The sequence below is a fragment of the Vibrio azureus genome (assembly GCF_002849855.1).
Classification (GTDB): Bacteria; Pseudomonadota; Gammaproteobacteria; order Enterobacterales; family Vibrionaceae; genus Vibrio; species Vibrio azureus.
The window spans coordinates 92,475-112,552 of sequence record NZ_CP018618.1 but is presented as its reverse complement, the minus strand read 5'-3'; the positions used below and the strand labels follow the sequence as shown (position 1 = coordinate 112,552).

The 20,078-nt window shown below is 40.9% G+C and carries 18 protein-coding genes and 2 pseudogenes; 15 read left to right on the top strand and 5 right to left on the bottom strand.

The annotated features are described in order from the left end of the window. Nucleotides 1-22 precede the first annotated feature (22 nt). The 4 genes from tnpC to BS333_RS21320 all read left to right on the top strand — a co-directional run bounded on the left by tnpC (nucleotide 23) and on the right by BS333_RS21320 (nucleotide 5,974). Complete coding sequence (gene tnpC / locus BS333_RS21335; protein ID WP_033004537.1) at nucleotides 23-1,618, top strand: IS66 family transposase; 1,596 nt, start codon at nucleotides 23-25, stop codon at nucleotides 1,616-1,618. Between the two features lie 552 nt (nucleotides 1,619-2,170). Then, nucleotides 2,171-3,268 carry an SIR2 family protein gene (locus tag BS333_RS21330; protein WP_021711798.1) on the top strand — a complete coding sequence of 366 codons (1,098 nt, stop codon included), beginning with the start codon at nucleotides 2,171-2,173 and terminating at the stop codon, nucleotides 3,266-3,268. After that, complete coding sequence (locus tag BS333_RS21325; RefSeq protein WP_021711797.1) at nucleotides 3,265-5,019, top strand: ATP-binding protein; 1,755 nt, start codon at nucleotides 3,265-3,267, stop codon at nucleotides 5,017-5,019. Before BS333_RS21330 ends, BS333_RS21325 begins: the two co-directional genes overlap by 4 nt. Before the next feature lie 370 nt (nucleotides 5,020-5,389). Next, the gene (locus BS333_RS21320; protein ID WP_021711796.1) at nucleotides 5,390-5,974 is read left to right on the top strand and encodes a hypothetical protein; all 585 of its coding nucleotides are present in this window, start codon (nucleotides 5,390-5,392) and stop codon (nucleotides 5,972-5,974) included. 73 nt (nucleotides 5,975-6,047) lie between these two features. Here the strand turns inward: BS333_RS21320 and BS333_RS21315 are convergent, their stop codons facing one another. Then, nucleotides 6,048-6,674, bottom strand: coding sequence for a recombinase family protein (locus tag BS333_RS21315; RefSeq protein ID WP_021711795.1), 627 nt, complete (start codon nucleotides 6,672-6,674; stop codon nucleotides 6,048-6,050). Between the two features lie 162 nt (nucleotides 6,675-6,836). Between BS333_RS21315 and BS333_RS22425 the strand changes: the two genes are divergently transcribed. The 4 genes from BS333_RS22425 to BS333_RS21290 all read left to right on the top strand — a co-directional run bounded on the left by BS333_RS22425 (nucleotide 6,837) and on the right by BS333_RS21290 (nucleotide 9,170). After that, entirely contained in the window at nucleotides 6,837-7,118 is a 282-nt protein-coding gene (locus BS333_RS22425; protein WP_033004536.1) for a hypothetical protein, read from the top strand. A 185-nt stretch (nucleotides 7,119-7,303) separates the two neighbouring features. Then, nucleotides 7,304-7,471: a DUF6201 family protein gene (locus BS333_RS22690; RefSeq protein WP_369008072.1), complete on the top strand. Its 168-nt coding sequence runs from the start codon at nucleotides 7,304-7,306 to the stop codon at nucleotides 7,469-7,471. 260 nt (nucleotides 7,472-7,731) lie between these two features. Further along, complete coding sequence (locus tag BS333_RS21300; protein WP_021711793.1) at nucleotides 7,732-8,355, top strand: hypothetical protein; 624 nt, start codon at nucleotides 7,732-7,734, stop codon at nucleotides 8,353-8,355. Between the two features lie 362 nt (nucleotides 8,356-8,717). Then, entirely contained in the window at nucleotides 8,718-9,170 is a 453-nt protein-coding gene (locus BS333_RS21290; RefSeq protein WP_021711792.1) for a hypothetical protein, read from the top strand. A 35-nt stretch (nucleotides 9,171-9,205) separates the two neighbouring features. Here the strand turns inward: BS333_RS21290 and BS333_RS21285 are convergent. Then, nucleotides 9,206-9,364 (bottom strand): annotated as a pseudogene (locus BS333_RS21285) (IS6 family transposase); the annotation flags it as partial. A gap of 299 nt (nucleotides 9,365-9,663) precedes the next feature. Here BS333_RS21285 and BS333_RS21280 point away from each other — a divergent pair. After that, nucleotides 9,664-11,781: a leucine-rich repeat domain-containing protein gene (locus BS333_RS21280; RefSeq protein WP_101903962.1), complete on the top strand. Its 2,118-nt coding sequence runs from the start codon at nucleotides 9,664-9,666 to the stop codon at nucleotides 11,779-11,781. Between the two features lie 78 nt (nucleotides 11,782-11,859). On the opposite strand, the gene BS333_RS21275 is transcribed toward BS333_RS21280, so the two are convergent. After that, nucleotides 11,860-12,597: an IS6 family transposase gene (locus BS333_RS21275; protein WP_101903989.1), complete on the bottom strand. Its 738-nt coding sequence runs from the start codon at nucleotides 12,595-12,597 to the stop codon at nucleotides 11,860-11,862. A gap of 300 nt (nucleotides 12,598-12,897) precedes the next feature. Here BS333_RS21275 and BS333_RS21270 point away from each other — a divergent pair, with 300 nt between their 5' ends. Beyond that, the gene (locus tag BS333_RS21270; protein WP_101903988.1) at nucleotides 12,898-14,664 is read left to right on the top strand and encodes a leucine-rich repeat domain-containing protein; all 1,767 of its coding nucleotides are present in this window, start codon (nucleotides 12,898-12,900) and stop codon (nucleotides 14,662-14,664) included. A gap of 154 nt (nucleotides 14,665-14,818) precedes the next feature. On the opposite strand, the pseudogene BS333_RS21265 reads toward BS333_RS21270, so the two are convergent. Beyond that, a pseudogene (locus tag BS333_RS21265) lies at nucleotides 14,819-14,929 on the bottom strand (IS6 family transposase); the annotation flags it as partial. 159 nt (nucleotides 14,930-15,088) lie between these two features. Between BS333_RS21265 and BS333_RS21260 the strand changes: the two are divergent. The 5 genes from BS333_RS21260 (at nucleotide 15,089) to BS333_RS21240 (ending at nucleotide 18,525) form a co-directional block, all read left to right on the top strand. Beyond that, nucleotides 15,089-15,829: a DUF2931 family protein gene (locus BS333_RS21260; protein WP_021708995.1), complete on the top strand. Its 741-nt coding sequence runs from the start codon at nucleotides 15,089-15,091 to the stop codon at nucleotides 15,827-15,829. Further along, on the top strand, nucleotides 15,826-16,191 hold the full coding sequence (locus BS333_RS21255) for a PAAR domain-containing protein (protein WP_033003505.1): 366 nt from the start codon (nucleotides 15,826-15,828) through the stop codon (nucleotides 16,189-16,191). The genes BS333_RS21260 and BS333_RS21255 overlap by 4 nt, the downstream gene beginning before the upstream one ends. Before the next feature lie 174 nt (nucleotides 16,192-16,365). Further along, nucleotides 16,366-16,872 (top strand): hypothetical protein, encoded by a 507-nt coding sequence (locus BS333_RS21250; RefSeq protein WP_021708996.1) that lies wholly within the window; start codon nucleotides 16,366-16,368, stop codon nucleotides 16,870-16,872. 201 nt (nucleotides 16,873-17,073) lie between these two features. Beyond that, nucleotides 17,074-17,832 (top strand): hypothetical protein, encoded by a 759-nt coding sequence (locus BS333_RS21245; protein WP_021708997.1) that lies wholly within the window; start codon nucleotides 17,074-17,076, stop codon nucleotides 17,830-17,832. A gap of 141 nt (nucleotides 17,833-17,973) precedes the next feature. Then, nucleotides 17,974-18,525 carry an SUKH-3 domain-containing protein gene (locus BS333_RS21240; RefSeq protein ID WP_033003506.1) on the top strand — a complete coding sequence of 184 codons (552 nt, stop codon included), beginning with the start codon at nucleotides 17,974-17,976 and terminating at the stop codon, nucleotides 18,523-18,525. A gap of 307 nt (nucleotides 18,526-18,832) precedes the next feature. On the opposite strand, the gene BS333_RS21235 is transcribed toward BS333_RS21240, so the two are convergent. Further along, on the bottom strand, nucleotides 18,833-20,053 hold the full coding sequence (locus tag BS333_RS21235; protein WP_021708999.1) for a TolB-like translocation protein: 1,221 nt from the start codon (nucleotides 20,051-20,053) through the stop codon (nucleotides 18,833-18,835). Between the last annotated feature and the right edge of the window lie 25 nt (nucleotides 20,054-20,078).

Sequence of the window (20,078 nt, the reverse complement as noted above, 5' to 3'; positions counted from 1 at the left end):
AGTCTCTGCTGGTCTTCTTTATATGAAAAAAGATCCCACTCAACATGAACTCACTCTCTTACAAGCATTACTTTCTGATAAAGAGAAGCGACTCACTGAACTTGAATCTACAGTCCTCACTCTTCGCCAGTCGTTACGTGAGAGTGAGTCAATCATTCAATCTTTGGTTGAAAAGCTTAACCTGGCACGACGTAAACGCTACGGAGCCAGCAGTGAGGTCATGCCACCTCAAGATTTAGAATTCAATGAGGCGGAAAGCCATGCCGATACTGAAGAAACAGAAAGCGACGATACACAGGCCACGAAGCAAGACAAAGGAAATACGTCATCCGACTCTCGACGTGGTCGTCCTAAGCTTCCCGAAGACCTACCGCGTGAACGCGTTGTCGTCGATGTTGCGGACTCAGATAAAATCTGTCAATGCTGCCAGTCAGCACTTTGTAAGATGGGTGAAAGCACCAGTGAAAAGTTGGTGTACATCCCCGCTAAACTGTATGTTGAAGTCACAGAAAGGCCGAAGTACGTCTGTCGCGAATGCGATAGACAAGGGGAGAAAAACACCGTGGTAATGGCTGCACCACCGCCATCGATGATCCCCAAAAGCATTGCTACGCCGTCTCTGTTAGCGCAAATTATCACAAATAAATACCACTACGCGTTGCCTCTTTATCGGCAAGAATCCTTGTTCAAGCAGCATGGGATTAAGCTAAGTCGTAAAACAATGAGCCAGTGGATATTGAAATGTGCGGAAAAGTTAGAGCCGTTAATCGCGTTACTCAAAGAGAGCTTACTTGCTCAAGAGGTGCTGTTCGCAGACGAAACCACATTAACAGTCTTGAATGACGAGAGAAAGAAAAGCTACATCTGGTTGTATGGATGCGGTCCAGACCGCGGAGGCGATGCACAATCGCCGGGTATCGTCTTGTTCGATTACCAAGACGGGAGCCGTGGACACCACTGCCCAGCTTCATACTTATCTGATTACGGTGGTTACCTCCATGTCGATGGATATGAAGCCTATGAGAAAACTAATGCGAAGCTGGTTGGTTGCTGGGCGCATGCAAGACGTAAGTTCGTGGAAGCGGAGCAAAGTCAACCGAAAGGAAAGCAAGTTAAAGGAGGTAAAATCCAATGGGCAATCAACTGGTTCCAGAAACTTTACCGCATCGAACAAGGGATAAAAGGCAAGACACAAGAAGAGCGATATCAGCAGAGGCAGTCACAGACAGAGCCGCTACTGAAGGCGTTCAAAGCTTGGTTAGATAAATCGGTCTCCCAAGTCCCGCCGAAAAGTAAGCTTGGGGTTGCGATTAATTACAGTCTCAACCAATGGTCAAAGCTGACCCGTATCGTCGATGACGGCAGACTCAGTATTGATAATAATCGCGCGGAGCGTTCAGTGCGTCCATTTACGGTTGGAAGGAACAACTGGCTCTTTAGCAATACTCACAATGGTGCCCGTGCAAGTGCCGTCTTGTACAGTCTCATTGAAACCGCAAAAGCGAACGACTGTGAACCGTATGAATATCTGGAATACGTGTTCCGAGAGCTTCCTAAGTTGAAAAGTGGAGATGTTCATCATCATCTTCTACCTTGGAACATGCCCAAAAGCGAATAGTCGATTCAACCAATGATAATGATGTTTTTGTTACATGGAATTTTTGAGGTTTATCGCAAATTTGACTCACCTCTAATGATTAGACAAACAATGCATTATTATTAAACCAGATGCTTATATTTTATGCATGTCATATGAGCGGCTTTATAAGGAGATAAAGTATGGAATGGATAAGAAAAGTACTAGGTTTTCAGACGAATGAAGAAAAACAACGTAAGCTAAAAGAAAAATTGGAATTTGCCCTTTCGCAATCTGTTGCTCGTTAACATATTTCTCCCTTCTTAAGTACCATAGACACTGTATCGAATACAGTGTCTTCAATAATTAACCTATTTAAAAACGCTTACAAAGAAGCATAAAAAGCCCAGTATGGTTATCATACTGGGCTTTCGCATTAGAGATAAGTTGTATCAGTAGGTATACGATATTAATAACCTACCTTTAAAAGATATTAACATTTTTAAAAATAGTAAAGATTTTCAATCATAAGATAAATTAACTCAGATCATACTTTCAATTGGTTGTGCCGAGTTACTTAGTAATTGAAAGTCAATGAGTCGATTTAAAGACGCTTACGGAGCATCGGCAGGTCTATTCCCTACTCTTGCATTAGACATGCAAACTGAGGGGAAATGGGAGACGATAGAAACTTTGGCTACCGAGTTCGATTCTATTGACGCTAAACACCTCAAAGCCTTGCTATTCATGTATTACTACAAGGAATGCATTAAGCCTGTCAGTTCTGTTGATTTCACTGCCTTAGAAGACGACGAGCAAGCAGTCATCGATAATTATAAAAAGTTCATGAAATTGAACCTCGAAATTCTTCGCCGTAAACGAGGTTACGACAAAAAGATTAATTTCTTCACCACGAACTACGATTCCTGCCTAGCCTATGCAGCAGATGAACTTTACGAAGAAAAATCCATTCGATTTAACATCAACGATGGCTCTCGTGGTTTCCATAAGAAAATCGTTGAGGCTCGTAACTTTGATTGCATGACAACTGAATCAGGTATTTTCGACCGAAACAAAGAAGTCCAACGACAAATCAATCTTATCCACCTTCACGGCTCTGCATTCTGGCGTAAGCACAACGATTCTATCCTCGTTGATTATTCTTATGCGAATCAAATCGTTTCAGAGTCCTCAATCGACAGCATTTACTACGGTGACTTCAAAGAGATGCTAGAAAGTGGCTCTCACACGGTGGAGCAGTTGTGTTCAATGATTATCGATGATGTTAACAAAGCGGCATTCGAGAACATACAAAATGACTTCTACAGGGAATATAACCAGTTACCTATCGTAAACCCTACGAAATGGAAGTTTCACGAAACGGTATTTGAAGAACACTATTACCAGATGCTGCGTCACCTTAGTTACGAGTTAGAAAAGCCAAATAGCGTATTGATAGCCTTCGGGTTCTCATTTGCTGATGAGCATATCAGGAACTTGATTAAACGCTCTCTGACGAATCCTACTCTACAGGTATACATCTGTTGTTACAGAGAAACCATCATCCCTGAATTGCAGAAGTATTTCGCTGACTTCAATAACATCAAGTACGTTGTCCATGAAGAAGGTGAAGCATTAGATTTCTCTTACTTCAATTCTCATGTCCTAACACTTGGTGAGGATGACACATGAGCATCTTCATTGGTGAGGTCACAGCGGTAAATGGCATTCAAATTACGTTGACCGTTGATGAGACATCGAACAAAGACACCATTTTCTATGAAGGTCAGCGATACAAGGGTATCTCTATCAGGGAGTACCTTTCAATTCAGCGTGGCTTTCGTGACATTGTATGCATCGTTGAGGGTGAGTACTTAGATGAAAGACGTTTCCAAGAGAACACGGATAAAATCGAGTACGTACGAAAAGTGTATGTTCGCCCTATTGGTTATATTGAAAATGGTAATTTCTTTGAAGGCATCAAGTTCTTACCGTTGATCCGTGATCCAGCCTTCCTGTTACCTGAGCAAGCCTTAAAGACAGTATATTCATCTAGTGCTGAATCAAATTTCTGCATTGGATCATTGTTAAAAGAAGGTATTGAGATATCTCTACCTTGGCAGAAGTTATTTAATACTCACATTGGTATTTTTGGAAACACTGGTAGCGGTAAATCAAATACTCTAACTAAACTCTTCACCACTTTATTCGATGAAAAGCACGAGCAAATAAAACCTGTCAGTAAGTTCGTGCTGCTTGATTTCAATGGTGAGTACATCAAAGATCAAATCGTATCACTGGAACATAAGTACTCCATAGATCTGAATACGAATACAGCAGTCGATCAATTCCCGCTAGCAGAAGACGAATTCTGGAATGCGGAGACGCTTTCAATTCTTTTCCAAGCCACCACCAATACACAGAAGCCGTTTATAAATAGAGTCCTGCAAGGACGCTCAAAGTATGGCTCTGGTCAACAGAGTGCTCTAAGTTACTTAAAGTACACGATTAAGTTCTGCTTCACTTCTACATCTCAAAAACCAGAAGTTCTTGATCTCCTCAAAAGCACTCTAAAGAACACTGATAGCATAGATATCCTCAAAGATGTTAGTTGGCATGGGAGTAACTTTAAAATCCGTGTTGGGAATGGTTTTAAATTCTTCAATAACGAAAGCCAGTATAATCTCTACATCAAAAGTGCCGTTGATAGTATTCTGATTAATGACCTTGACGCATTTCAGGAATTTAAAATTCTATGCAAATTGAAGTTGATTAATGATTTGATGTACAACTTTGTTCAATTCGATCACATACAACCACTATTAAAACGTGCCGAGTCCTCGCTAGGAGGCTTATCCAAGGTAATCAAAGTTGAATCTAGTATTGCTGCTGACGATAAAGCACTAACCGTCATTTCGCTGCGCAACTGCAACCAAGATGTGAAGAAAATCATTCCCCTTCTTGTAACGAAGCACTATTACAATTCTCATAAGAATCAAATCAAGAAAAGCCCACCAGAAAAGACGCTGCACCTAATCATTGATGAGGCACATAACATCCTTTCTCAGCAATCAGTACGTGAACAGGCTAACTGGAAAGACTATCGTTTAGAGTTGTTTGAAGAATTGATTAAGGAAGGTCGCAAGTTCGGAATTTTCCTAACGTTATCGAGCCAACGCCCCGCTGATATCTCGGCAACAATTATGTCTCAGTTGCACAATTTCTTTATCCATCGTTTAGTTAATGACCGTGACCTGTTCTTACTGGATAACACCATCAGTACATTAGATTCTGTTTCTCGTTCATTGATTCCAAACTTATCACGGGGCTCTTGCATTATCACTGGTACATCATTTGATTTGCCCATGCTAATCCAGGTGGATGAATTAAGACACGAAAGTAAACCTGACAGCAATGATGTTAGCTTGAGTAAACTTTGGTGAGGCATGATACCTAAACTTTAGCAAAGTTACAGATAATGCAAGGAACGCAGAGCTTATTGCAAAGATATTGAATAGCTCGTTCAGGAAGGAGGAGCAATTTCTACCCAAAACCACTTAACCAAAAATCAATTTTTTTTAACATCATCATGCATTCTTGTACATTCAATAATGGTTTTTATGATCCGAATCAAATACCCGAGATAGTATTTTAGTACACTGCGCGCGCAAATCTGCAGACATATGAAGTTACTAAGCGTCATTCAAAGAAGAATAGAGCCGATACTTCTTGTAACAATTTAACTAGCTTTTAATTATTTAAGTCATCAAGCCAAGCTAAGTGCTAGGTGGTAATTTTTTGTGAGGTATTTCTATGAGAACTCTAGTTCTACTTTTTTCTATTTTGTTAGTAGGTTGCCAATCTACGACTGGGAATTCTTCCTTTGCGCCAAATATAACAAATATTGGCCTTGGTAAGTTGGCAGTTATGTCACCAAACAATACATATGTAGAGGATTTACTTGTTGAAGACTTGAATAATAATAAGGTTAGTGCAGTGTCTGGAAGAAACATTGCGGCATTTGCAAATGATCTTGAAGAGTTAAAAAGTCTTCTCAAGAAAAATGATGTTTCCCATCTACTGCTTGTGAACAGCCAAGTAGGGCAGGAAGATATACGATATACTGGAAACATCAATAACAGTCAGGCGAATGTAACCTCATGGGGCTCGGGCTTTGCTTCTGCATCTAGTAATAGTATTTCAACACCTATTTACTCATCTTCAAACAGTGCAGCTGCTAAAGGTCAATTGTTTACTGTTGATGGAGAGTTAGTATGGGTGGCAGATCTAGTTCTAGAAGCTTCAGGCTCTCTTTATACTGGAAAAAGAGCTATGGCTTCAGGTATAGCTGAAGGCTTTATAGAAGAAATGACAAAGAGCAAGCTTATCGTAAAATAACGATTTATGAGGAGCTTGATTTTGTAGATTTTATTATTTCGCTCAAGGTCAAGTTCCTTCTACTATCCTTCACTCACCGCTCAGCTTTCATTCTTTTAACGACACGCACAACTGTCCTGGCAGAGACACCAATCATCTTGGCCGTCTCATTAATGCTCATTTGGTTATCGACTCTGAGCTTGTAGATTTTTTCATGCAGTTCTAGGTCAGGTTTCCTCCCTTTATATTTCCCTTCGTTCATGGCCTTCTCGATGCCTTGCTTTTGGCGGCGGCGTCTATCTTCATAATCCTTTCTAGAAATCGCGGCCAGCATGTCCATCATCATGTTGTTGATGGCCTTGATCATCGAGTTGGTGAATTCATCAGAAATTTCTGGAGCCAGGGCAATATGACTGGTAGGTAAATCCAGGCTAATGACTTTCAATTCCTTCTTGTACAGCATTTCCTTTAATTTAGACCAACTCGCTTCATTTAAACGTGAAAGGCGGTCTATCTGCTCAATGATGATCACATCTCCTTTTTGAGCATCATTAAGTAATTGCAGTAATTTAGGTCTTTGCAGAGATGCACCAGATTCTTGCTCAACATACCATGCAGCAACTCGCATGCCTTTTTGTTCAACAAACTGAGAAAGTGCGCCTTTTGCCCTTTCTGCATCTTGCTCACTTGTTGATGCTCTGAGGTATCCAAATATGTACATAATGTCCTTTCTATGACTTTTAGGTTATGACTTTTTAGGGTATGTCATTTATATTATGACATTAATGGTTTTTGTGCCACAAAAGAATACTGGTCTTAGGGTATACCCTAATGACATAGGGTTAAATCTACTAATCATTGTTGCAATGATTAAGAGGTCGACGTGTCAAATCAGAGGATAAGTCAAATACAAAAAGAAATTTTGTTGAGGTTGGCGCATGCATTCGTAAAAGGTACCAAGGAAGTAAAATCAACGTTCCTGAATCATGCAGTGAATCGAATGATGGGGAAGACGGTCCATCCCAACAATTTTCGAGTCTCTTGTCGAACCCTAGAGGAACGCGGCCTAATTATGCGCAGGAAAGAAGAGCTGGACTGGTATGTGAATATCACGCCTGAAGGATTTGATTTGGCGTTATGCTGGATATGTGAGGGAAAATCTTAAAATGTTAATTAAAAAATTATTTATTACATCATTAATTATTCTAACTAATCAAGTTCAAGTAAATCTGGTAAACAATATTAACAAGGAGAACATTGTAGTTAATCATCTGTCAAGTGCTGATACTCTATTAACTTGTCCCATTGGTGATATCTATTGTGATGCAATATTAAGAGGTTTATGAATTTATTGGGCTTGTCGCAACAAGCCCTATTAGAGAATATGAAGAATTTTATGTCGGTTTTCCACCTGAACATGATAAATATCTTTACTTTCAACTCGAAGAATGTGATTACACAATAACTATTAATAAAAAAGAGTGGTGGAGTAAAATTATAGAATTTATTTCTTACTGATAACCATTAATAACAATTCCGTTACTGATGTGATGAAATTAGCTTGTTAAAAAAACGAGGCTGTTGCAACAAGCCCATGTTGAGCATTATACTGATAGTAAATGATATTTACCCAACACCTCGACTCTTCCTATAATTAAAACAAAGGTGAACAATGTTAAATAAATCAAGTTTTGTACCAATACCGTTTAGGGTAGGTGTTAGCGTGGTTCACTACATAACACGGCGTTATATTACAAAGGCAGGGGGTAGTTAATCTAATGGAGCGTTTTAAAAATTCAATAGCATCTGCTGTTTCTCTATATGTAGTAATCAGCGCGATTAATGCTTTTAATTTATCATTTGAAATTAATCATACCTATTTTAGTTCTCTTCTTGTTGTCTCTATTCTATGTCCTTGCATATACCTACTAATCAAGAAAAATTCCGAGATTAATAAGATCTTCGCAGAAAGAGAAAAAATTAAGATCGAGATTGCAAATTCTTATCCAAGCACAATGAGTATTAATGATATTTCTCATGGTAAAAATGAAGGGAAATGGTCTTATTGGCGTGAATATTTATCAGATTTCTTTATTGGTTTAGCTTTGTGGGGTACTTTGGGAATCGTGTTCCTGTACGGTTTATCTTCTATTATTCATGAACATATAGATGCACATTCAGACTATAAAAAAATAAAAGTTGTAGCTATCAGTGTTCAATGTCCTCATCATACTGCCACTATTCAGGTCTGTGATTTGATAACAAAAACTCAAAATGGTGAACGCTTAGCTTTAAAATTCCCAACAGAAAACGCTAAAAGCGTCATAAACGGTAAAAAATATATAATTGAGTCTAAGCATTCTTTTTTTGGAAAATCGTTAACTAGTTACCAGCAATTGTAATATAACAAGCTGTTTAACAGAGGCAAAATACGGTTTTGTCGCAAACATTTGGATATTCTGGTATTATTGGGCTTGTTGCAAAAATTGAAGATGTTTCTGAGGTACCCATCTGGGTGCCTCTTTTTATGCATAAATTCCAAAGATATTGAAGAGTTCATTGAGGAAGGCGGATCTCTCCTGCATCCTCAGCTTCGGTTCATCACGACGCAATCAAAAATCAAACTGGCCTTTGTTCAAGGTTGTTGCAACAAGCCCCTCTAAAGACCCTGCGCTCCAGGCTAGCTTTGGTACGGGAACGTTCTTTAGCCTAAAAGACAAGCCGAAAGAAAATCTTGGAATGGATGAAAAGGAGCTGAGATAACATGAAAAAGAACGATATCTTGCTAATTGGAATAATTGTTACATTATTTATTATTTGGGTTTGGATGTCTGTGTACATACATAATAGACAGGCACTTTTTAAAAACGTCGTCAATTTTAGTGAACAGTCGACATATAAAATCGCTAAAAGTACAGCGATGTTTGGTGTTGAGCCTGAAGGGCGTTTAGGCGACATGTTTGCTTGTTTAACAAAGTTCCGCCGGACATCACACAGAGTACCATCAAAAGGCAGCTCCGGCGAAACAGGGAGGCTATCAATGTATGTCGACGGCCGTTACAAAATAACTTCTTATATAGTGAACGGCGAAGTGTTAAGTGCAAATCTGATTGAGTACGATAAAAATGGGAAATATGTTTACGATAGTGGTCAAGTCACCCTTAATTGCGATATCAAATTACTGAATCGATTCGATTGGGTTTGTTGCAAAAATTGAAGATGTGTATGAGGTGCTTATCTGAGCACCTCTTTTCATGCGTCAATTCCAAAGATATTGAAGAGTTCATTAAGGAAGGCGGATCTCTCCTGCACCCTCAGCTTCGGCTCGTCACGACGTAACCAAAAATCAAACTGGCCTTTATTCAACATCCTTATCCCCTCAAAACCTTGAATCGTTGACCAAACCCGCTGCCATAGCACCGCACACACCATAAGATAAGTCCAGCGGGTTGTGAGGTTTTTGCAATAAGCCCGATGTAACAGACATTCTGCCTATAGAAAGCACGTTTTGCCTAGCCTTTTGAACACTATAAATTTATAAACTTTAGTAACATACCTAAAAAACTAAGTTCAATGAGGTTGGTATGTCTGCCCCCCCCCTGGCTGTAGCTTTCCCTTTCCTAGTCGTACTTCTATGTACTTGGAAACATGGGTTCTGTCGCAAATTTGTGAGTGTTTAAAGTGAGTAATGGTTTTTTTGAGGTCTTAAAATGATAAAAAGTAAAGTTCCTATAGTGCTTTTAGCCTCTATTGTGGTGGCCGTGGGGAGTAACTACTCGTACGCGGCAAAAATTGTAGAAGATGGCCAGATAAGTGTTAATCCCACCCCCAAAACTCCAGAAAGAAGTACGAAGTCAATGGTGCTAACTTTGGCGATGGTGGACTTTGATAAAAAAACGGGGATGATAAATCGATATTCTGCATCGTATCCTAGTATTATTATTCCTAAAGTATTGGATGGTGTAACAGTTAAAGAAATAGGGAAGTTGGCGTTTTATGGCAACAATCTCACCAGCGTGACCATCCCTGATTCGGTGACCACCATTGGGAAGAAGGCGTTTGGTGACAACAATCTCACCAGCGTGACTATTCCCGATTCGGTGACCACCATTGAGGGGGAGGCGTTTTATAGCAACAATCTCACCAGCGTGACGATTCCTGATTCGGTGACCACCATTGGGGAGGGGGCGTTTGCATTCAACGAACTCACCAGCGTAACTATTCCTGATTCAGTGACCACCATTGGGGAGTTGGCGTTTGACCACAACAATCTCACCAGCGTAACCATTCCTGGTTCGGTGACCACCATTGGGGAGTGGGCGTTTGGAGGCAACAATCTCACCAGCGTAACCCTTCCCGATTCAGTGACCACCATCAGGAAGGGGGCGTTTTATAGCAACAAGCTCACCAGTGTGACCATTCCTGATTCAGTGACCACCATTGGGGAGTGGGCGTTTAGAAACAACAATCTTACCAGCGTGACGATTCCTGATTCAGTGACCACCATTGGGGAGGGGGCGTTTGGTGACAACAATCTTACCAGCGTGACGATTCCTGATTCAGTGACCACTATTGGGAAGTGGGCGTTTGGAGGCAACAAGCTCACCAGCGTAACCCTTCCTGATTCAGTGACCACCATTGGGGTGGGGGCGTTTGCAAACAACAATCTTACCAGCGTGACTATTCCTAGTTCGGTGACCACAATTGGGAAGTATGCGTTTACAAACAACAATCTTACCAGCGTGACCCTTCCTGATTCAGTGACCACCATTGGGTATATGGCGTTTGCAGAAAACAATCTCACCAGTGTGACCATTCCTGATTCAGTGACCATCATTGGGGAGTTTGCGTTTGACCACAACAATCTTACCAGCGTGACCCTTCCTGATTCAGTGACCACCATTGGGGAGTGGGCGTTTGGAGGCAACAATCTTACCAGCGTTACCATTCCTGATTCAGTAACCACCATTGGGGAGGATGCGTTTGCAGAAAACAATCTCACCAGCGTGACCATTCCTAGTTCGGTGACTACCATTGGGCAGGAGGCGTTTGCAAACAACAATCTTACCAGCGTGACCCTTCCTGATTCAGTGACCGCCATTGGGAAGCGTGCGTTTAATGGTAATGCTCTTTCTACTATCAACAATGCGCCTTCAGATGGCTTTATTTTTGCTCGCAATGAGGATGGCACCGAAAACAAGAAGGTTGTTATTTCCTATGGTGGAGCAACAAAGGAGGTAACCATTCCCGATTCAGTGACCACTATTGGGGAGGGGGCGTTTTCGAGCAACAATCTCACCAGCGTGACCCTTCCTGATTCAGTCACCACCATTGGGAACTGGGCATTTAATAATAATGCCCTCTCTACTATCAACAATGCGCCTTCAGATGGCTTTATTTTTGCTCGTAATGAGGATGGTACTGAAAACAAGAAGGTTGTCCTTTCCTATGGTGGAAGAACAAAGGAGGTAACCATTCCCGATTCAGTGACCACCATTGGGTATGGGGCGTTTGCTTACAACAATCTCACCAGTGTGACCATTCCTGATTCAGTGACCACCATTGGGGAGTATGCGTTTGCAGGAAACGAACTCACCAGCGTGGCCATTCCCGATTCGGTGACCACCATTGGGAAGCGGGCGTTTGAAGAAAACAAGCTCACCAGCGTGACTATTCCTGATTCGGTGACCACCATTGAGTATATGGCGTTTGCAGAAAACAATCTCACCAGCGTGACCATTCCCGATTCGGTGACCACCATTGGGGAGGTGTTTGATGATAGTGTGAAAATTAAATGGAATGTAAGCGTCTTTAAATCGACTCATTGATTTTCAAGTATTAACACAGATACGAGCTTGTTGCAAAAATTGAAGATGTATCTGAGGTACCTATCTGGGTGCCTCTTTTCATGCGTAGATTCCGAAGATATTGAAGAGTTCATTAAGGAAGGCGGATCTCTCCTGCACCCTCAGCTTTGGCTCGTCACGACGTAACCAAAAATCAAACTGGCCTTTATTCAACATCCTTACCCCCTCAAAACCTTGAATCGTTGACCAAGCCCGCTTTCGAACCTTGAAGCCGCCGGTAGCTTCGATAAGCTTTTTGATGGGAGCGTGGTCAGATTCAATGCCATTGTTGAGATATTTCACTTGTCGATGTTCTACATCTTGCCGTAAGCGGCCTTCATGCTTGAGACGATCAATGGCGTTCCCATAAGACGAATGTTTGTCAGTATTCAATGCGTTGGGATGAAAGGAAGTTTTGTAGCGACGTAAGCAGCGTTTGAGAAATTGATAAGCGGCCTCTTTATTACGCTTATGAGAGAAGAAGAAATCCACCGTTTCCCCACGTTTATTGATGGCTCGATAGAGGTAATGCCATTTGCCTTTCACCCTGACGTAGGTTTCATCAAGCTGCCAGGAAGAATCGATGCGAGTGAATTGATAACGGCTTAACTTCTTATGTAGGATAGGTCCATAGTGGATAAACCAACGATAAATCGTGGAGCGATTCACGAATACACCGCGTTCGGCCAGCATATCACTGAGGTTTGCGTAGCTCATTACGGTAGTTCCATACCACCGCACACACCATAAGATCAGTTCAGGGGTGAAATGCCGCCATTTGAATTCAGACTTGGCCATAACGCATTGCTCAGTGATGATTCATAGTTAAAGTCTGGCGGGTTGTGAGGTTTTTGCAACAAGCCCGATGTAACAGACATTCTGCCTATAGAAAGCACGTTTTGCCTAGCCTTTTGAACACTATAAATTTATAAACTTTAGTAACATACCTAAAAAACTAAGTTCAATGAGGTTGGTATGTCTGCCCCCCTGGCTGTAGCTTTCCCTTTCCTAGTCGTACTTCTATGTACTGGGAAACATGGGTTCTGTCGCAAATTTGTGAGTGTTTAAAGTGAGTAATGGTTTTTTTGAGGTCTTAAAATGATAAAAAGTAAAGTTCCTATAGTGCTTTTAGCCTCTATTGTGGTGGCCGTGGGGAGTCACTACTCGTACGCGGAAAAAATTGTAGAAGATGGCCGGATAAGTGTTAATCCCACCTCCAAAACTCCAGAAGGAAGTACGAAGTCAATGGTGCTAACTTTGGCGATGGTAGACTTTGATAAAAAAACGGGGATGATAAATCGATATTCTGCATCGTATCCTAGTATTATTATTCCTAAAGTATTGGATGGTGTAACAGTTAAAGAAATAGGGGATTGGGTGTTTTATGGCAAGAATCTCACCAGCGTGACCATCCCTGATTCGATGACCACCATTGGGGAGTCGGCGTTTGGAAACAACAATCTTACCAGCGTGACTATTCCTGATTCAGTGACCACCATTGGGAAGAATGCGTTTGAAGAAAACAATCTTACCAGCGTGACGATTCCTGATTCGGTGACCACCATTGGGGAGTATGCGTTTGGAAGCAACAATCTTACCAGCGTGACTATTCCTGATTCGGTGACCACCATTGGGGAGCATGCGTTTTATAACAACAAGCTCACTAGTGTGACGATTCCTGATTCGGTGACCACCATTGGGGAGTATGCGTTTTATAACAACAAGCTCACTAGTATGACGATTCCTGATTCAGTGACCACCATTGGGCAGGGGGCGTTTGGACACAACTCGCTCACCAGTGTGACGATTCCTGATTCAGTGACCACCACTTGGGAGTGGGCGTTTGGTGACAACAATCTTACCAGCGTGACGATTCCTGATTCAGTGACCACCATTGGGGAGGGGGCGTTTGCAGAAAACAAGCTCACCAGCGTGACGATTCCTGATTCAGTGACCACCATTGGGGATGGGGCGTTTACAAACAACAATCTTACCAGCATGACCTTTCCTGATTCAGTCACTACCATTGGGCAGCAGGCGTTTTATAGCAACAAGCTCACCAGCGTGACGATTCCTGATTCAGTGACCACCATTGGGGAGTATGCGTTTTATAGCAACAAGCTCACCAGCGTGACGATTCCTGATTCAGTGACCACCATTGGGCAGGGGGCGTTTGCAAACAACAATCTTACCAGCGTGACTATTTCTGATTCAGTGACCACCATTGGGAAGAAGGCGTTTGGTGACAACAATCTCACCAGCGTGACTATTCCTGATTCAGTGACCACCATTGGGAAGAAGGCGTTTGGTGACAACAATCTCACCAGCGTGACCATTCCTGATTCAGTGACCACCATTGGGCAGGGGGCGTTTGCAAACAACAATCTCACCAGCGTGACCATTCCTAGTTCGGTGACCACCATTGGGGATGGGGCGTTTGCAAACAACAATCTTACCAGCGTGACCTTTCCTGATTCAGTCACTACCATTGGGAAGGAGGCGTTTGCAAACAACAATCTCACCAGTGTGACCATTCCTGATTCAGTGACCACCATTGGGGGGGTGGCGTTTAGATACAACAATCTTACCAGCGTGACTATTCCTGATTCAGTGACCACCATTGGGGAGTATGCGTTTTATAGCAACAAGCTCACCAGCGTGACGATTCCTGATTCAGTGACCACCATTGGGCAGGGGGCGTTTGCAAACAACAATCTTACCAGCGTGACGATTCCTGATTCAGTGACCACCATTGGGTGGTTGGCGTTTAGAGACAACAATCTTACCAGCGTGACGATTCCTGATTCAGTGCCCACCATTGGGCAGGGGGCGTTTGATGATAGTGTGAAAATTAAACGAAATTAATACGTTTTTGGGGGTTGCCACATTATTATGTGGTAATGCCTGAATGTGTAGGATATTACGTGTCCACATCAAATTTAATTTGGATGTAGTGGCCTACAGGGGCTTGTTGCAAAAATTGAAGATGTGTCTGAGGTACTCATATGGGTGCCTCTTTTCATGCGTAAATTCCAAAGATATTGAAGAGTTCATTGAGGAAGGCGGATCTCTCCTGCACCCTCAGCTCTGGCTCGTCACGACGTAACCAAAAATCAAACTGGCCTTTATTCGAGGTGTTTGCAACAAGCCCTTATACATCACTCATCTGACACGGCTCGTAGTTTGTTAGCATTAGAGCCTATGGCCCCTGACTCTTCAGATGAACAAAAAAAGCAGCGAGAAAATACAGCCAAAGAGCTTAATAAACACCAATACGCAAGGGTTGATTATGCCGTTACAAAAAATCACTAAGATTCTGATTTTAATATGCACCGTGAGCTTTATGGCGACATGCACATCTTCAACGCACTTTCCTAAAGATTTTAAGCCTTGGAGTGTCCGTATCTATCACCCTTACCTCTATTCAACAAGTGCTTTTTATGTTCAGGGTTATAACAAAAAATACGATAAAGTATTCCCTCTTCTCAGGCCTAGCTATTCATTTTATATGTATTCAATGAGTGACATTCGGCGCGCTTTAGGTTGGCAAGCGTATGATGGTTATGGTGTCGCTTTAGCCATCTCAGGAACGACTTCTCAAATGGATCTTGGAAGTAAAATCCTTCCAGATCAAGTTTCTATTGAATGGGAAGCGTATGATTATGCAATTTATCAGACTGTACTTAATGTTACCGATGAAATGAAAACCGTTATGCTGCAACCTCATCCAGAACCAATGGGGTGGGATCAAGATTGTTATCAGACGACTTTTGCGTTTGGGTTATTACCCGATGGGCGAGCCAAGGTTTGGTTATATGGGTGTCGAATTTTTACGTATGTCGGTGAGCTTGAGCCAAAGAGTAAAAAACGAGAAAAGCCTCGCGCTTATTACGGTGATGATAATGGCTTCCATTTGAGAGCGAATGAACTCGGCGCCAAAGCTGAGCCTATTCCGTGGGAAAAAGTTGAGAAAGTGTATTACTCAGCAAAGAAGTACACGGTGAACACATTAGAGGAGGCCTTGAAATGAGCCGTTCTGTCATCACCAAAGGATGTAAAACCACAACCAGTGGTACCGTACTCACTGGGGTTTCAAATTTGCCGTTATCTATGTCTATTGTTGTGCTACATATTTTTTATGTATTTTTAATGATTTCATACGGGGGGGATACCGTTCATTATGGCAGTCTGGAATTTATGCCACAAACGTGGCTTTGGTTGTTGGTTAGTTTTTTCTGTTCGTTTCTTGCTCAAAAAATGAAAAATGACAGTAATCGAAAAAATTTTTTAGTTACTTTATTTAGAGTTTTTACTCATTTAGTTACTACTTTGATCTTAATACTTAACGTGTTTATTACTGCTTTCCTTTCCACTTTCAAGTACTCGATCTGAATGGGTTTGCTGCCTAAGTCTAAAATGCGACCAGTTTGCCGTGCTCATTGAGGTATTCTGGGCTTGTTGCAAAAACCTCACGAACCGCCAGACTTTAACTATGAATTATCACTGAGCAATGCGTTATGGCCAAGTCTGACATAGCCACATCAGTGATCTTGAAGATAAACAAAAATGTGCTTAACAACTGGCTTACTCAGTGAAAAAATTAACAAATTAGAAGGGTATAAAATGCTAGCAAATATCTTAAAAAACAATATAGATAAGTACATAAACGATAATTTTATAAGACCCTACTCCATTGGTTTTACTTTAGTATTTGATGAAAAGGAAAATCCTGAAGTCCTAATCGGAATATCTTCAGAAGAAGAAGTTAAGAGGTGGAAATCTGAACATAATGAGAATGCAAGGCATTACGTTTGGAATACAACTGAATATGAGCATTTTGAAATAGAAGGTTTCCATAATTTCAAATTCTTTTCTATAGATAACAAGTATAGAGAAGACTATTTATCAGAGATAAATTCTATGATTAAAGAGCTCGATATGGAGTTTAGAAAAGATGGAAAGAAGGTTTATATATTCTCAAATGATGTTGATGATGATAACTTTCTTAATTATCTTAAAAAATCACTATCCAAAGAAAGCTTAAATTGTCTAAAGTCAGAAGGTCTATTATAGAATGTGGCTCATAAATATCCTTTTAACTGCCTTTGTTCTGCTTTAATCAAACCGGACACTTCAATAAAGGAATATAATCCTATTATTGAGGTCACAGTACCTAAAGTACCAGATAATAAAAAACACTATAACCACATATGCCGAAAGTGGTGAGTGCTTTCGGTATAATCTTTACATAACTTACTAATAAGGTAATTGGCTATGTATATGCCACTGGATAATCTCCCAATTCTTACCGACGAATATATGACCCAAAAAAAGCAAGAGGCCTTTGACTCTAGTCCATTATATGAGTTTACCTTAATAAAAGAAAAGCCTAATAGATATGCTGCGATTGTTATTTGGTTCTTCTTATCTAGTATCGTGGTTTGGTTTGCTATATATGACCCTTTGGTCATTGATGTCTTTTATATGCTCTCCGCTATATTCATTATAAGTATCGCATGTATGCAAAGCTACTACGCTGATAACCCTAAAACAGAACAAAAAGTTACTTTGAATGAAAAAGGATTTATTGTAACTGAAACGTCCTTACTACCAGATTTTTACTGCAAAAGCTTACGCTATTCGGGTTACTTAGGCATAGCTATCGCTGTGGTTGGTACAATTATAGCGGGCCCCCTTATTTTAGCTGGTGCTGGAGCAGGTATATTGGCCGCGTTTAAGATGTATAAAGTAAAAAATGTCCCTAGTGTCCAAGTTTGCCCTTTTAATTCAGATATACAATACGAGGTCTATCCTGTTTCAGCGGTTAGGTATAAACATAACTTAAAAGAACTGCGATTTTCGCCGAATATTGTTATGGAAGAAGAACGGCCCCAATTATTTAGAAGAAACCGTAATTTTTACTCCATAGACTTTGCTATCAATGAAGAAGTTAAATATAGATTGTTTCAGCAACTTGAAAAAATCGTCAATGTTGTTGAAGTGGAAGAATTTCGTACCCCAGAGGCCTCTTAGCATTTTCCATCGTGGAGTTCGGTGTGTCTGAGCACCTCTTTTCATGCGTAAATTCCAAAGATATAGAAGAGTTCATTGAGGAATTCGGCTCATCACAACTTAACCAAAATAAAACTGAACCACTTTACAGTGTAATAAATAATGCAACAAAAAACTAAAGAATATCTCACCTCCATGGGTTGGAGTAGTGAACGTATGGTTGAATTACCTGAAGAATATGCAGCGTATTCAATCAATGATAATGTCAAAAGCATATTAAGAAATATATATGGACTCACTCTAATTAGTAAGACTGGTCAGAAGAGGACTTTACGTCTAACGAGTAGGAATTTTGATTGCTCAAAAAGAGATGTTCAGGAAATGATTGAGGATTATAAACTCCCGTTAGATTTGTGCCCAATTGGCTCGCTGTCTGAATTTGGAGGATACCTATACATAGATAAACAAGGGGATTTTTATTATTTAGATGGAGAACTATGCTTTTTGGGTTCAAATTTAGATGAGTTTATTGAAACGATGGTTTTCTATGAGAGGGATATGATCGGGATTGACGAGCCTGAACCTTGTTGTTGCATCAACTACCCAGAAGAAATTAAGAGCAAATTAACATCCTCACAAAGGCTCACTTATTTTGATGGGCAAACACCGGCCCCCTGGTTGTATGACATCGAATTAGGTTTTATTCCACTCTAAATCGGTCTGTTGCAACAAGTAAAGTTATATCTGGGGTGTTCTTATGAGCACCTCATTTTTATTCTCTGGTTAATAATGTTTCCAGAGCCTGTGTATCTAAACATTGACCTATGTCTTGATGAGTATTGTCACAGCCTAAACAGGACATTACTAAATTGTGCCTACACCCTTGGTGCGTATTAATAAGATTATGTTAAATGGAGTTATTGAGCGCCCCTCTTTCAGGCATGATTAAGCAAAGTGATTTTAACCTAAGTTACAACGTAACCTAGGTTGTGCTGCTTACCCATTAACTAACCTTAGGTCTTCAACCTTTAAGCTTTGCAAGCTGACGTTTGTATGATTCTTCATAATCCGCTTGAGTCGGAATACGAGGAAATAAGGCATCCAAGTCCATATTTTCAAAGTTTTTAGCAAGCGCTTGAGGGATAAATAAGGTCATCTTTCGGTACTGCTCAAAACTGCCATCACTATCTTCATGCTCATAGTAATACATCATACTTTTGTATTTCCCTGGGTCTCCTTGCTGACGGATACGATAGATATAATCGCCTTGCGCTTCCATATACCATTTGCCTGGTTGCAACACGATACCTTCTGGCGCCTCTTCGATTAGAGTGCTTGGATCACTGAAGGCATAAGCATAATTGTGTTTGTCTTCAATACACACAAAATAACGGTAAGCGGGGCCTGGCCTAAAGCCACGCTCACAATGTGGCGACCACAAATCTTGTAACCCAATCAGAGACATATCTGAAAGGCGGTATAAAATTTGATCATGGCCTAGTATTTTATAACCATTTCCATCCAGATTTCTGCGTGTAGCGGTCCAGGTTAGTCGGTCCAACGCTTCATTGATGGCAAATGAACTTGTGTGAAGTGCTCGGTAAGTAAAACCGCCCTTTTCAAATTGGAGTGTAGCCGGTGTTAAATCTTCAACCTTGCCAGTGCTCAGCTCTAAGCGACTCACCCCGACAAAGGCTTTGCCACGGAAATAATAATATTTGCTATCTTGACTGAATTGAGCGTAACCGCAGTGATCGGTAGTTTGGAGCAATCGGCGTTCTTTTAAATCAAACACCATACAATCTGTACTGGCATTACCAAAGTAACTCATTTTTAAGTAACGACCATCAGGAGTACGCTCAGCGGAACCAGGATAAATTAAGCGGTCACCTAACTCTTCTCGGCCCACAACTTTGCGTATATCAGTGCCATCGATGTTCATGGTAAATAAGGTCGAGTCTTTACTGTATGTGAACATTAATTGCGGCTGAGTATATACTCTATCCCACTGTTCCATAATGGCTTTTTCTGGAAAGTGAGTAACAATACTCCATTCTACTTTATCTACTTTTTTACCGTTTGAGCCCCAATCAGTAAATTCTTCAAGGTAAACTTTTAAATCAAGCCTTTTTTCGAATGCAGTAAGTTCTTTAGGCTGACTGTGAAACTGCACCCAACCACCTACACCGGTAGCCGCAACAATGATGACGCCTAAAGCAATCCATAGTGTTGTTTTCTTCATGTACTTTAATATGACTAAGATTGTT

Coding starts and splice junctions, on each gene's coding strand:
- tnpC (WP_033004537.1), top strand. CDS start 23: ATGAAAAAAGATCCCACTCAACATGAACTCACTCTCTTACAAGCATTA.
- BS333_RS21330 (WP_021711798.1), top strand. CDS start 2,171: ATGAGTCGATTTAAAGACGCTTACGGAGCATCGGCAGGTCTATTCCCT.
- BS333_RS21325 (WP_021711797.1), top strand. CDS start 3,265: ATGAGCATCTTCATTGGTGAGGTCACAGCGGTAAATGGCATTCAAATT.
- BS333_RS21320 (WP_021711796.1), top strand. CDS start 5,390: ATGAGAACTCTAGTTCTACTTTTTTCTATTTTGTTAGTAGGTTGCCAA.
- BS333_RS21315 (WP_021711795.1), bottom strand. CDS start 6,674: ATGTACATATTTGGATACCTCAGAGCATCAACAAGTGAGCAAGATGCA.
- BS333_RS21300 (WP_021711793.1), top strand. CDS start 7,732: ATGGAGCGTTTTAAAAATTCAATAGCATCTGCTGTTTCTCTATATGTA.
- BS333_RS21290 (WP_021711792.1), top strand. CDS start 8,718: ATGAAAAAGAACGATATCTTGCTAATTGGAATAATTGTTACATTATTT.
- BS333_RS21280 (WP_101903962.1), top strand. CDS start 9,664: ATGATAAAAAGTAAAGTTCCTATAGTGCTTTTAGCCTCTATTGTGGTG.
- BS333_RS21275 (WP_101903989.1), bottom strand. CDS start 12,597: ATGGCCAAGTCTGAATTCAAATGGCGGCATTTCACCCCTGAACTGATC.
- BS333_RS21270 (WP_101903988.1), top strand. CDS start 12,898: ATGATAAAAAGTAAAGTTCCTATAGTGCTTTTAGCCTCTATTGTGGTG.
- BS333_RS21260 (WP_021708995.1), top strand. CDS start 15,089: ATGCCGTTACAAAAAATCACTAAGATTCTGATTTTAATATGCACCGTG.
- BS333_RS21255 (WP_033003505.1), top strand. CDS start 15,826: ATGAGCCGTTCTGTCATCACCAAAGGATGTAAAACCACAACCAGTGGT.
- BS333_RS21250 (WP_021708996.1), top strand. CDS start 16,366: ATGTGCTTAACAACTGGCTTACTCAGTGAAAAAATTAACAAATTAGAA.
- BS333_RS21245 (WP_021708997.1), top strand. CDS start 17,074: ATGTATATGCCACTGGATAATCTCCCAATTCTTACCGACGAATATATG.
- BS333_RS21240 (WP_033003506.1), top strand. CDS start 17,974: ATGCAACAAAAAACTAAAGAATATCTCACCTCCATGGGTTGGAGTAGT.
- BS333_RS21235 (WP_021708999.1), bottom strand. CDS start 20,053: ATGAAGAAAACAACACTATGGATTGCTTTAGGCGTCATCATTGTTGCG.